General features: G+C 37.6%; 12 protein-coding genes. 4 read left to right on the top strand and 8 right to left on the bottom strand.

The annotated features are described in order from the left end of the window. Nucleotides 1–3 precede the first annotated feature (3 nt). Both HG267_RS37355 and HG267_RS37350 read left to right on the top strand, forming a co-directional pair. Nucleotides 4–774: a hypothetical protein gene (locus tag HG267_RS37355; protein WP_045873767.1), complete on the top strand. Its 771-nt coding sequence runs from the start codon at nt 4–6 to the stop codon at nt 772–774. 503 nt (nt 775–1,277) lie between these two features. Beyond that, complete coding sequence (locus tag HG267_RS37350; protein WP_045873769.1) at nt 1,278–2,066, top strand: response regulator; 789 nt, start codon at nt 1,278–1,280, stop codon at nt 2,064–2,066. 4 nt (nt 2,067–2,070) lie between these two features. On the opposite strand, the gene HG267_RS37345 is transcribed toward HG267_RS37350, so the two are convergent. Genes HG267_RS37345 through HG267_RS37335 form a run of 3 tightly spaced genes read right to left on the bottom strand, consistent with a single transcriptional unit; the run spans nt 2,071 to nt 4,485 of the window. Then, complete coding sequence (locus HG267_RS37345; RefSeq protein WP_045873770.1) at nt 2,071–2,691, bottom strand: DUF6753 family protein; 621 nt, start codon at nt 2,689–2,691, stop codon at nt 2,071–2,073. Nucleotides 2,692–2,746: 55 nt separating this feature from the next. Then, nucleotides 2,747–3,553, bottom strand: a complete 807-nt coding sequence (locus HG267_RS37340; protein WP_045873771.1) for a hypothetical protein — start codon at nt 3,551–3,553, stop codon at nt 2,747–2,749. Between the two features lie 23 nt (nt 3,554–3,576). Then, nucleotides 3,577–4,485, bottom strand: a complete 909-nt coding sequence (locus HG267_RS37335; protein ID WP_045873772.1) for a chromosome partitioning protein ParA — start codon at nt 4,483–4,485, stop codon at nt 3,577–3,579. Nucleotides 4,486–4,800: 315 nt separating this feature from the next. On the opposite strand from HG267_RS37335, the gene HG267_RS37330 reads away from it, so the two are divergent. After that, nucleotides 4,801–5,742: an Rpn family recombination-promoting nuclease/putative transposase gene (locus HG267_RS37330; protein ID WP_045873773.1), complete on the top strand. Its 942-nt coding sequence runs from the start codon at nt 4,801–4,803 to the stop codon at nt 5,740–5,742. A 69-nt stretch (nt 5,743–5,811) separates the two neighbouring features. Here the strand turns inward: HG267_RS37330 and HG267_RS37325 are convergent, their stop codons facing one another. From HG267_RS37325 to HG267_RS37315, 3 genes are all read right to left on the bottom strand, one after another. Then, nucleotides 5,812–6,093: a hypothetical protein gene (locus HG267_RS37325; RefSeq protein ID WP_045873849.1), complete on the bottom strand. Its 282-nt coding sequence runs from the start codon at nt 6,091–6,093 to the stop codon at nt 5,812–5,814. 121 nt (nt 6,094–6,214) lie between these two features. After that, nucleotides 6,215–8,416, bottom strand: coding sequence for a hypothetical protein (locus HG267_RS37320; RefSeq protein WP_045873774.1), 2,202 nt, complete (start codon nt 8,414–8,416; stop codon nt 6,215–6,217). 557 nt (nt 8,417–8,973) lie between these two features. Next, nucleotides 8,974–10,158 (bottom strand): hypothetical protein, encoded by a 1,185-nt coding sequence (locus HG267_RS37315; protein WP_045873775.1) that lies wholly within the window; start codon nt 10,156–10,158, stop codon nt 8,974–8,976. A 516-nt stretch (nt 10,159–10,674) separates the two neighbouring features. Between HG267_RS37315 and HG267_RS37310 the strand changes: the two genes are divergently transcribed. After that, nucleotides 10,675–11,127 (top strand): helix-turn-helix domain-containing protein, encoded by a 453-nt coding sequence (locus HG267_RS37310; protein WP_045873776.1) that lies wholly within the window; start codon nt 10,675–10,677, stop codon nt 11,125–11,127. Between the two features lie 91 nt (nt 11,128–11,218). On the opposite strand, the gene HG267_RS37305 is transcribed toward HG267_RS37310, so the two are convergent. Continuing rightward, nucleotides 11,219–11,725: a hypothetical protein gene (locus HG267_RS37305; protein WP_045873777.1), complete on the bottom strand. Its 507-nt coding sequence runs from the start codon at nt 11,723–11,725 to the stop codon at nt 11,219–11,221. Nucleotides 11,726–12,004: 279 nt separating this feature from the next. Continuing rightward, nucleotides 12,005–13,270, bottom strand: a complete 1,266-nt coding sequence (locus tag HG267_RS37300; RefSeq protein ID WP_045873778.1) for a hypothetical protein — start codon at nt 13,268–13,270, stop codon at nt 12,005–12,007. Nucleotides 13,271–13,504 lie beyond the last annotated feature (234 nt).

Genomic DNA, 13,504 nt, shown 5'->3' with positions numbered 1-13,504 from the left:
ACTATGAAAGAATTAATCGAGTTTCCAGCAGAAGGTTTAACTCCAGCAATGCAAGCTTGTCTCCTTAGAGAATTGATCGCACAACTTAATATACCTGATGAGAAATTTGAAGAATATGCAAAAAATCCTCCAACTGCTGAGGAACGACAAGAAGCTGTGTTAAAGTTAAATTCAGAAATGAATAGAATCAGTGAAATAGCACAAGAGGAAGTAAAGTTAAGCTCCACAGAAATTGAACTTATCAATTTTGTTAATCCAGTTAGTCCAGAGTCACCTTTACAACCCGAAGTAAGCCAGTCAAAAGAAAATACAATTGAGCCAGATGTTCTAAAAAACTTTACAAATAAAAATGACGACAAGAATGGCAATCTAGTAGAAGAAGGTCAATACGATAAAGTACAATCTATTATCGCTAATTTCCAAATTCAACAATTTGTTATTCCTGTAATTTTAGACTGCTTAAATATATTCGGTAAACCAGACAAAGAGACACAAAGTATTATTTATAAAGGTGAGGCATATACTGCAAGCCTAAAATTAGAAGAAAATTCACAAACTCTTAGCCTTGATAGAAATTCGCCTGATTCAGAAGCAAGCCAAGAAGCATTGCTAGCATCTCGTAATAATAGCTCAGAGAATTACTCTATCATCATCAATAACCTTACCCATAATGAATTTGAACTGTTTAAGGCTCTGTTCGATGAGCAACAAGCACGCTGCGAACAGAACCAACAACAATTCAAAAACCAGAATGCTGTTCAAGAGATAGATTAAATTAAATCAACCCAAAGCACACACCATACGAAAAAGCTATAAACCCCAAAACTAGCTTGTTATTAAAACTCAAGGGAGTTTTGGGGCAAATAATAACCGCAACAGAAAAATAGTAAAAAGACGCAGTAAAATCAAACAAACTCGTCGGGTTAATAGGTAATCTACCTAACCCGACCAAACATAGCATTACTATTAAAGACCAAACAACAATATTTTCTATCCATTCTAAAAGGTTATTGAAATTCATAAAAAATCGTTTATTACTCCCTAAATTTGATAAATACTATTAAAACTAAAACCGATCAATAAAATTGCCTAGTAAATATATTGCTTAATGAAAACTACACAAACCATCCCGTGACTTTGTAAATTTTTTAAAATTAAAAATAAAGTTTTTAAATAAGCTGATTAATTTATAGTAACTGTAAAGATTAAGAAACAGTAAAAAGTAAGTGCTATAAGTATTATTATCAGGGACAATACTAAACCAAACAGTATGTAATATGAAACCTATTAATGTTGTCATCATTGAAAATGAGAACATATCTAGGGTCGGTGCGGCGACGATATTATCTGAAACTGGTAAAATCCAGGTATGTGGCCTTGCAAAAACCGGAAAAGAAGGAATAGAAATTGTTGACCAACAAAAGCCAGATATCGTGGTGATAAATATTGATTTACCTGATATCAATGGCACTGATGTCATAAGTTTAATTAAATGCAAACACACATCAATTAAAATAGTGGTTATGACTGCAAATAGCAGCCGAGATACCATTAACGCAGCAATTAGTAATGGCGCAGACTGCTACTACTGTAAAAATAATGCCAGAGAAGAAGTAGGAGAAAGATTCATTGAAGCAGTAATGGCTGCATACAATAACGAATCATGGATTGACCCAACTATTAATCGCATTTTGATTGATAATCTTAGGTCAAATGACACAGCCGATAAAAATTCACTAGATTTGTTAAGTGATTTCTCTAGTAAAGAAATTACAGTTCTCAAATTAGCGGCTGGTGGCATGAAAAATAATGAAATTGCTAATGTCATGTATGTTTCCGAAGGTACAGTCAGGTCATATTTACATAATTCATTTATCAAGTTAGGAGTCAAAGATAGATTAAACGCTATCCGGGAAGCTATCCGCCTGGGAATCCTCAGCTTTGCAGACATGAAAATCGAAGAAGAAATTACTCAAGAAACCCACACAAGGGTCAAAACCAACCAAAATAGTCAAAAGGATACAGCTAAAACGAGTAATAAGGGATACAAAGGCTGGGTTGCCTAGAAAATTAATCAACTGCAATTATGCAGCCGCCTGAATACTTCTTCTGCTGGCGGCAAGTTTTAATGATGGCGGCGTTTTTCATATAAATACTACGCGCTACCTTACCTTCATTGGATTTAGCCCAATCCAGAAGCTTTTTATCTTCGGGTTGTAAGATGGCAGATCCAGAAGCCGCCTGCTGAAAAGTTACACTTCCAGCAATGGTCTTGTGTGTAAAAACACCAATTGCAGTCCCTAAAGCCAGTACAAAACCCAATACTCCCGCTACTTGTGCCAATCGCCAATTACTTACACCCAAGAGAGGCAATGCCCCACCAGCTTGCTTAGTCATCTTAATTAAATCCTTAGCGGCTTGGGCGATCGCATTTTTTTGTTGCTGTATTGCCACCTTAGAAGCACTATTTAACTTATCGTCCACCATGTCAGCCCAACCCACCACAAGCGAGTCAAGCCTACCAGGTAGTTGCTGTAACGCAAATTGGGTTGTACCTAGTTCGGCATATAGATTAAACAAGGGGTCATCAGGTCTAACACCCAATTTAAGTATCCAATCAGTGACCTCTGCTTTCTTTTCTTCAGAATATTCTGCAATTACTTTTTCAACAACTTTTGCAATATTGGTCATAGGTTGTTTAAACAGTTAATTTAAAACCTCACTGTCAATTTGGTAAAGATAATACTTACCATTCTTCAGATTCAATATTTTCATTTACATCAAAATTGGAAGGATTTTGTTGATTTGCACCTACAGAAGCTAGTTTTGTACAGTGATTACCTAATCCTAAATAATTCAAAGCAATCTCATTAGAAACAATAGAATTATTAAAATTCTCTATCCAGTTGAATACTATTGAACGCTGAATAGTATTAAGAGGCGAGTTAGTTTCAATAAGTTGAGCATAGGGTAAACCAGTATCCTCAAGCAACTCGTAAAATTCGTTATGCAATCCCCCCAAAACTAGCTCCAAGCCATTTAATTTTTTAATATCAGCTTGGAATCTACTACCTTCATAGTATCGAAATTGCTTGCCAAAGTAATAATTTTTGATAACAACATAGTCAACTTGACTACCAAAATGCTGGTATAAATCCTCAAGATAATCTTCAACACAGTCTTTACGATGTGATATCGGGTGCAAGAAAGTAACACGATATCCGAGATGGTTAAGATTTTCTATCAGTGAAACATCTTTATCAAAAAACTTGAACTCTTGATGGTTTTGACCTGGCATATCTGTCAAAACTACATCAATATTTGGAAACATTTCTAAGTCAAGTAATAATCTATCTGAATCGCCCCTAGACAATCCCAAATGGTTTATTTCAAAACCTTTTGATTTATACATCGACAGTTTGTTACGATAACCGTGGTAGAAAATACGCGCATTGCATTTACTTTTCAAGTACAATTCCAGCAAGAGCCGAGAAACTGTGGACTTACCCACACGCGCATCACCCGATGTAATTACAAAACGCTTTTTAAACATAATCAACCAAGCAAACTATTCAATTAAGCAGCTATATCTTGAGATGGTAAATTTGCATCTTGGTTTTTAGCTTTTTCTTTTTCTTCGTTTTCTCTAAGCTCTTTAGACTTTTCTACAACTGCTGGATAGTAACAGTCATCTGATTGTATATCAAAACCCAATAAATTAAATGCTGGCTTAATTTGCGCTTCAAACTCAGCAAGCCAAGATTTAATTCTTGACTTAATTACAATATTTGTTTCTTTATGAGTCTGACCTTCATTAAAGGTTAAAGCATGGCGGTCAAGAAAGTCATAAGACTTGTAGAATAAATCTGGCATTACAAGTTCTATTAGACTTTCTGCAAGCATATTCTGACGTAGGGAAGAGTCATTATATCGCTCAAACTTTTCTTCTTCACCATGAAAGAGATTTTTGACAACAATATAATCTACTTGGTCTTTACAAAGTTCACGAAGTTTTTCTAAAACATTTATAGAGTCAAGAACTCTACTAATCACTGAAACCATTGTTACTCGACAATTAATTTCAGTTTTCAGAACTTCAAAAAATGCAAGCTCTTTAACATAACTTTCAAAAAAACCTCCAGATTGTGCAGGTAAGTCTAATAATGTGATAGGACAATCACTCTCATCTAGATTAATTAATAAATCGTCAGCACCACCTCTATGAAAAATATCAATATAACGTATTATTGGGCGGTAATCTTTTTGAAAATATCTTTCTATTTGAGGATTCCTTAAGTCAGCTTCATAAGCAACACAGGGTAGATTTTTATTAATGTAAAGTTGAAATATTGCTCGTGCAAAGGTACTTTTACCCACGCCACCTTTATCACCTGTTATAATTATCAGTCGCTTTTGAGGTTTACCATTAGTATTGGAGGAAGTATTATTTGACATGGCTGGTTGTTCTTTATTTTTTCGGGTCATAATATTGTTTACAAAGTGGCTAAACTTTGTTTTGTCAGGTTAATATCAATCTAAATTTTTAAATTTGTAAACAAAAAATTCATAAATTAAATTAATGCAATAGGTAAATCAGCAACTATATTGCTCAATAAAATCTTCCTAATTTATTTTGAATAAACTACTCTGAGTATGTAACCTATCGCTTAAAAAACCAAGCAACAAAATTCCATATTAAAACAACATTTGTTGATATGTAAATTAGTCATAAATTTTATGTCGTTTAAAGTAACTTGACTTTCAAAAAAGGCATTATGATATTTTGATGGTAAATAATCTATGAGTGAAGTACGAGCTGATTATGATGGTGCTTGGAAGGAAGGTGTAGAACAATATTTTGAAGCGTTTCTTGCATTCTTTTTTCCAGAGATTCAAGCAGAAATTGATTGGGAACGAGGCTATGATTTTCTCGATCAAGAATTGCAGCAGTTGATGAGAGAATCTGAAATTGGTAAACAATTTGTCGATAAGCTAATCAAAGTTTGGCTAAAAGATGGAAAGGAAACTTGGTTGCTGATTCATCTGGAAATTCAAAGTCAAGTAGATCCCAACTTCCCTAAACGGATGTTTTCTTACCACTACAGAATCTTTGACCGTTATAACCAAGAAGTTGTTAGCTTGGCAATTCTGGGGGATAATCAAGCCAACTGGCGACCGCAAGAATATAGTTATGGACGTTGGGGATGTCGTTTGAGTCTTCAGTTTCCCATTGTCAAGCTACTGGACTATGAATCTCGTTGGTCAGAATTGGAACAAAGTGATAGTCCTTTTGCTGTACTAGTGATGGCGCACCTGCGGACACAAGCCACAACTCAAGATTTAGCAGGCCGATTGCAGTGGAAGTTGAGCTTAATTAAACGAATGTATGAGTTAGGCTATAGTAGAGATAAAATCCAGCAAATCTTCCGGTTGCTAGATAGATTAATGACTCTACCACCGGAGTTAGACTTAAATTTTCAAGCCGAATTAGAGCGTTTTGAGGCTGAACAGCAAATGACATACATAACAAGCATAGAACGCATAGGTATAGCAAAAGCTACCCAGAAATATATTGCTCAAATCCTAACAATTCGATTTAAAAATGTTCCTACTGAATTAGTAGAAAAACTAAATGAATTATATGACATTGAGTTACTGAATCAATTGTTAGAAAAAGCTGTAACTACAGGTTCAATATCTGAGTTTGGGCAACAATTAAGTCAGGAAGATACAAATACATAGTTTCAAATTTGCACGGAATGCTGATTGTACAGTTATAAAATTCTAACTATCGGCTAACTTTTTTTGCTTTCAAATACAAATTAATTCCCCAATCAAATCTGCTGCCCGCTTTCCATATTTTTGTTGAATAGCATCCCTGTACGGCAAGCAATCTTCACTTAAAAAATCACGAATAAATAGAGAAAAATCAAATCCTCTTTTCGAGTCCACGTATTCTGCTAATTCAATATTAAACAGTGATTTAAATTCATCCTCTCTTTGTTTCAGTGCTGAATATTTAGTTAAATTATTGGCTTGGAAGATTGGTTCAACTGCTTGATTAAACAGTTTTTCCATTAAGATATCTTTCATAGCTCCTTCTATATTTTTGTACAAAATTTTACTCACAAATTAATAACTTCTGTAAAGCTGAATCACCTCTTTTTGTGCAGTTAAAATCTAAAATACCAAACATCTTACCGCCTGATATCCCTCATCTTTTCCAAAATTTTTCGCTTTCCAACTCCAAGGAAAACGGTAGACACCCAGGATTGGCAGTCGCCCACTCCTCAGCTTCTGCAATTAGAGTTTCGTTACCGGAATCGAGGTAGAATTGCATTTTGGCACGTTGCTCTAAGCGATCGCGTTCTTGAGTGCTGAGAATATGTCCCGTGATTACGCAGTATTGGCGCACCTTAGCCTTAGCTTGGGTTAGAGCCATTAGCCGTAGTTTTGTCACTCGCTTGAGTTCCTCGATGCGGTAGGAAACATCAGTAGTCTCCTCACCAACAGATGCGCCCTGCAAGCCGTTGTTGGCGTTTTTGAGTGGTTGTTCTAGTGGAACCGCAGCAGGTATCGAAACTACACCCAGCCCGTTATTCTTCGTGTTAGATAAGTTTTGATTATCAACTTTTGACGACGTGCCAGAGCTACACAGGTATATAAAATCCTGATCAGAACTGAATTGATTTGATTGTAAAATATTTGTATGAACTGAATTCTTTAATTGATTGCTGGTTTTATTTAAATTAATTTCAGCAGTATTAGAAGAATTTATGAATTCAAGATTTTCCGCAGACTGGATGACAGCTGAGTCTGACTGAGAAACATCAGGTTGTTCAACAAACCCTGCTGACTCCAGCCCTTGGGGGGCTGTAGCAGCAGGAGGTAAACACTTACAAAAAACCTTCATATAGAAAGAATGAACGTAATTACTTATTCCACAAGGATTTTGAGTATCGTGTTTTACAAACGAGCTTTGAAATTCGTAAAATTGCCCGTTCTCGCTTGATTGATAAGGGTTTAAGCTATTTTCTGCCCAAGGGTCTAAAATGTAGCGTGTGGGATGCCACAAATGTAAGTGCTTTTGTAGTGTCTCTTGAGAGACAGTTTTGTTAAAGCGGCGTTTATACTCAGCACGTATAGCTTTTGCCCGTTCAGTAGCCCCTGCTGGTAATCCACTACCCCACTCTATTGCTGTTACTACTATCTGGATGCGTCTTTGGGCTTGTTGGCTACGTTCCCAGTTCTGCTGGTGGCGACGGTCAAATAAAATTACGTTATCTTTGGGTTGCTCAATGCTGCTAACACCTGCTATGGCTTCTGCAAATGTGTTGGCGAATGTACTCAATAGCCGTTCGGGATAACTAACGTAGGCACTGTACCATTTATTACGAATTGTGCATTCTACCCAATGCCGTACTCTAGCTTCGATTTCATGTTGGTGTCGGCAATATTGCTTATAGCCAGGGGCGTTGATTGCGGTGGAAAGGCAAAATTCGACTAATTTATCGCCTCTTAAGTCTAGAAAGACGATTCCATAGCCTGCAAAAATCTGGAGGAGGGTGTTTGTTTGTCCTTGTCCCGTCCAACCGATCGCAATTATTTCTTCCCAGTTGGCACGCCACTGTGCAGCATCAGCAGACTCTTGCTTACGATATCTCTCCTGTGCAATTTGTTTTTTGGCTTTGTTCGCTACCCGTTTTAATTTGGTTAAATCTTGCCGACTGGCCGCGCGATCGCAATAATCGAGGAAGATAGAAACGGAATCGCTAATTGGTTGTAAGTCATCATCAAGTAAAAATGACCCACTACCCGGTTGCATGGGACAACGGATGGCTTTGTAGTTGGTTATTTGTTTGGCACTATATGGTTTAGTATTGGGGAAGATTTCTAGGTGTCCTTGGCGTATGATAAAGCCTGCATTTCTCAAAGTAATTTCTAAGGCGCAAGCTACGGCAAAGGTGGGCAGGGGAGATGCAAAGTTTAAAATCAAGTGATAACCACCACTAAAGCTGGACTGGAGAATGACGATATCGACTATGCCGATTTCCTCTAGTGCCGCTTTGATGCGACTTATGGATTCAATGTTATGGTAGTCACCAAAAAAGTCTAAATCGATTGTGGCGTAACGGGTTGTGTTGTCAAAACGCAGACCTACTAGTTTTGACTTATCTTGGTGCAGCTTCCACAGTTGGGAAGGTTGCAGGTAATAATCGATGGTACGCCATGCTGGTTTTGCACCTTCTACTAAAGAAGGGGCAACTATCGCCCCAAATGGATGCCAAAAACGCTCTACGTAGCGTTTGCCCAATGATTCTACGGGCAGGTGGGGTTTGATTTTCTTTTTTACAGGCTGTGAAAGACTTAATTGGGGCCTGTTATCAACATCTGCCCCGAAATCTTCTTGGAACATGAGTGACTGTCCTGATGGTTTTAGTGCATCAGGTAGCCTCGCTGTTGGTCAAAATGTGTTAGCCTAAATTTGAAATTTTTGTTTTATTAAGAAGCGGTTGGTTATCCGCTTGTTGGAGGCGACTGGTAATCGTCTCATGGTTGAAAGCAAACAGAGGTTATACTTGTTTAGGCTTAGACATACGTAGGCTTAGGCTAAGATTTAGTCCAACACGCTTCACCAACAACAATGCGGCTACCCAACTTTTTTTTGAGAGCTATTTAAATACGTCAGTTCTAGCGAAGTTGTGACTAAATCTAGAAAATAGTTTTGGAATAAGAATGCAAAGCTAGTAACACCTAAAAGTGTCACCAAAAATTGACAGAAGTTAGTACAATGGGTGAAGATGAAATTACACTCCACCAACGAATTTAAAAACAAAAAACAGTCAAATATATCCATACGAGTTCAGCACCCAAAATATGAACTCGTACTGCAATTAGTATTGAGATGCTAATCTATTAGGTAACGTTAAATTGTGGGATAAATTCTCTGCTAGATTAACTGCTCACAGCTACCTATGCAGCACGAATATTATCCTTTTTTCTATTTGTAGACACTTCCATTGCTTGCATTTGGTTCTTATAATCCTCCCAAGTTTTTTCAAATACGTCAGACTCATACATCCGCAATAAAACCTCCTCTTTATCAGTTAAATTTGGGAGTTTTAACAACTCAGCTAAAGATACCTGAACTGGAAAAACATCCCTAAACTTTTCCATTAAGTGAAGAATTCTTGCTCTCTGTTCAGCAGATGGTTCATTTTGCAACTCTGCATCAATCTGTCGCGGACGTAGATTCACGATTTCTAGGTTCATATTTACTAAATTCCTCAATCCAAACACAACAAATTCATTAGTTATACCAATAACACGCCCCACGATTTCCAACTCTGTCCGCAGTCTTTCCTTAAATTGATATACTTGACCAACTTGGAAACGCCGAAACGGATTGCGATCGCCATTCCGCATCCAAGCGATACCATCACTTATACTACCTATCTCATCCGCTTCAATCAGGTTTATAACCTGCTCACAGATATCTTGATTGCAAACAAACTTGTAAGCTGCATCAATACTCCGGTTAAATTCCGCCTCCAGTGCAACAACTGCCTTAAATTTTTGCAGTTCCCTTAATTGAGAAATATATTCAAATACTTTTTTACCCTTGTGATAACTGCCAACACTTATCCTTAGATTCTCTGAAACCTCCTGAATCACAGGTTTACCCTTATTTAATTGAGAGTTACTCTCATCTATCGAAGTGTTCAAATTTGAATACTTCGTTTCATTCAAACGACGAGCGCTTTCCCTCTGTCTTTCTTTCGCTTGGGGACGAAGTACGCTCTCCCAGTACTGCCCTTCGTGAAATTTCTGGTAATGAGTCTTCCCGCCTTCGCGGTGGAGATTAAAATCAAGCACTAATTTCAAATCTTCTTCAGGCGAGCCAGACTCGACAAATTCCACTTTAACAGCAGAAATTCCCAACTGGCGGGCTATCTGCAAACGACACTTGCCTGCCAAGACGACATTTACACCAGTGCGTGCAGATACCTTTAAAGATTCCAGAATCCCTTTTTCCGAGATACTTTTTTCTAAAGCGGGACGAACCTCATTTTCACCGTATATTTCTATCAGCTTCGGATGAACTACCAACTCCGCAGGAGAAATATATACAATTGCCGGACTATGCACCTCAGACATATTGATACTCCGGGTCACAAATTGCCTAAAAAAGATAAGTTCAATTTTGAAAAGCTTAAGCAGAAAGTAGAAAAACTCAAGCAGCAGGACTGATGGCACTTTCTACAGTGAAAGTGATATTATTAAAAAATAATTAATTTTTGTAAATAATGAACAATTAATTATCAAACAATCTCCCGAAGAGAATTTTTGCAGTAGAAAACTATTATTATTAACCCATTTAAAACCAATTTCATTGAAGAGATATTTTTTGGTGTTATTTTTGGGAAAAATACATCTACCGAAAGAAAGATTTGTAAAACTGGCTAAACTCATGATATGATGTCTCTAGTTAATTAAATTGACAAAATAATGTCCCGCCTTGTTTTACTAACAGGTGGGCTTGTTTTCTCCTCAAAGCCCTGGTGCAAACAGGGCTTTGGGTGGGTTTTTAGAAAAAATGAACGCTACAAAAAGAGTATATCAGGCTTCATTCCATTTGGCAAAATTGTACAGTAAAGAGGGGTAAATTTTTAGATGCCTCATCTTCAAATATTAAATTCTCTTGAAAAACAAGCACTAGAACACATAGCAGCAACGAGCAGCGATGAAGTTAGCAAAAGAGCGAAAATTCTGCTAGGGCTAAACGAAGGCAAAAAATATGTAGCTTTAGCCCAAGAGATTGGTGTAACCGAAAACTCAATAGCAAAGTGGAAGAAAAGATGGACATCAAGTACCATCTTGTCAGAAACCCAGGAGTCGGCGATCGCAAAAGCTAATGAAGTATTAGGTGTCAACGTAGGCAGACCTAAAAAGTGCAAAAGTACAGAGGCAAGCAAAATTGTCGAAATCAGCGAATGGAGCAAGAACCGAAAACCTAGTCGCTCAAAGCACCACTACCATATGCAGGTAGCAGAAGAAGCCGCTAGGAGAGGTTTACCAACACTATCGCCAAGAAGTATAGGACGCATTTTGGAAGCTCAACCTTAATAGAAAGAGTCATCAAGCAAGTATTATCCTATCCCAAGGTAGTAGTTTTGCAATCCCAGTTTTTACCGAGGCTTTTCACCAAATTCTAATTCTAAGCAAGCATTTCCACACACTCGACCACTTGAGCAGAGATCACTTGTTGTGCGATCAGAAAGTCAACGAGTCCATCGAGTTTTTTACGGTTGTAGACGGTAGAATAGCCTTGAATTCGGCGTTCTTTGCAGAACTGTCGCAGCTTCCGCGCACCTAAATCCAAAAGCTTCTTCCTTTCTTCCTTAACGTCTATTAGCACAAGCTGCCTAGCTTCATCCGCAACCTCAGTTTCAACAACTGGTGGAGCAGTTTCAATAATGGAAGATTCTGGTTTAGAAAATTCTTCCCGAACAGAAACAGCACCAACACCAGTCAAATCACCAAGAGGTTCCAAAACTGGCAACTCTTCAGAAATCACCCCAACGCTATTACTAACTTGAAGTGATAGTGATTGAGCAGGGACAAATATCACACAGAAGATTGGGAAGACCATCAAAAACAACTCGATTGGAAACAAAACATCGTTAACAGATTGCACAAAAGGCGATATTGCAAAAGCAGACATAATGTGATTCCTCCATGAATTACTGATGGGCGGCGTTATAGCGACTTACCACCCAGTAGCGGGGGAAACCCCCGTACTGAGTGAAAGCTTTTATACGTATCCCAACTAATAGCAGGAGGAAGGAGGGTAAATTGCCTTTTTAAGCAATTAGATGAAGTAAGTTTTCCAAAATTTGCAGTTGTTAAATTGGAGAAATTACCAGTTCAAGATACAGAAATTGCAAAAATGCGAAATGCGATTTTTCCGGCTTGTACTCGCAGCTTTTAGAAACTTCCTTATTCATCTCAGCACTCCAGATTTTTTACTCTTAAGGTAGTTAACGTAGCTAACGAAGTTGTAGTTATATCTGAGTTCTTGAGGAACGAAAGTTGAGTAAGGATGCAGCGATACACCATCACGACGAAACCGATGACAGGGTGCATATATATCAAAAAAGATAGATATTTCATCACCATCAACTTCGATTTGAGCTATGCCCTTAAGTTCCTTTGCAAACTCTAAAACTCTTCCTGATGCTACATAGTCAAAGACCACTACATTTCGAGTACGGAAATACTGGATGTAAGAAAGAAGTGTTGCTTCCATACCAAGCTCAAGCAATCTGTCAGAATGTTTAAGCAAGATGCCAGAATAGGAAAAAGAAAACCTACGGTTAGCGTATTCATCCCACAAGATAAGATTGCCGTAAAATTTGTAAATATTCGCTTGATTGGACGATATTTCTCTATTTAAATTTTCGACAACAGCATCATCTTCAAATGGAAACAAGGCCTTACGTTCATCCCATTGCTTATCTGGACAGCAACTATTTTCCAAACATCCATGTGGATGAATACCACAAACAATATTATTAGCACCATGCAGTAACTTACACCCAGCACATACTTGCAAATAGCAAGAACTAAATTCTTCGCTATTAACTGCATTAATATAGCGTCGGTGTATATCTAAATGCTCCTCTAAAGCTTCACAAGGTAAAGCCTGATATGACGAGAAGGTTTGTCCAATTAATCTGTCTGGATCAGTTTCATCATAGATTACTGCCAAGTCGTCAATTTGGTGAGAACGTAATTCTTCGTAAAGTACGAATTTCCGATATGGTTCTTCCTCAAATCTAGAAACAACCAAGCACTTTGAATCAGAATGTCTTTCAAAATTCATCACCGTGTAAGTGTAAATTGAAGACAGACAATCAGATTTTTCAGAGTTCTCAGTTTTTGTAAGTACAAGCGGTTTTGTGTCAGCTATTTTTGCAATTTCTCTACTCGAATTAGTTTCCTCCGATTCTTCAACAATGCTGAAGAAAGCACCGCCCAAGGAAGCAAAAATAATCCCGGTAAAGCCCAATACAATAGCACCAGTGCCGATATAAGCAATTTGTTCAGAGCGTTCTTTCTCAACTATTGAGAATCCACCCCTAGCTAAGCACAATAAGCCCAAACCAGAAAAAGTTGCTACAGTGCCTAAAGCAATAGCAGTCAAAGACACCATTCCAAAAGCAGCATTAAGGTTTCTCAAGCCATTAAACGCAAACTTCTTCAACATAATTCATTCCTCCAAAATGCAGGTCACAAGATTTTTAATTACTCTCGCCCCGGCACAAATTGGGATTTGCTGAGAACTACGCTACTAACCTACCCCTTACTCTATTAACAATTCCAAAACTATTTAATAGATATGTACTCGTTAATTTTCAGTCTCAGTAGTAGTTTCATTCCCAATGGTGATAGCAAGAGTCGAACTTGCTTTGTTGCTTAAAACAACAATCTACCCGAACTG

This window comes from Tolypothrix sp. PCC 7601, assembly GCF_025677855.1.
In the GTDB taxonomy this organism is placed as follows: Bacteria; Cyanobacteriota; Cyanobacteriia; order Cyanobacteriales; family Nostocaceae; genus Aulosira; species Aulosira diplosiphon.
The sequence above is the reverse complement of the archived record's forward strand: the minus strand, read 5'-3'. Positions and strand labels throughout refer to the sequence as shown.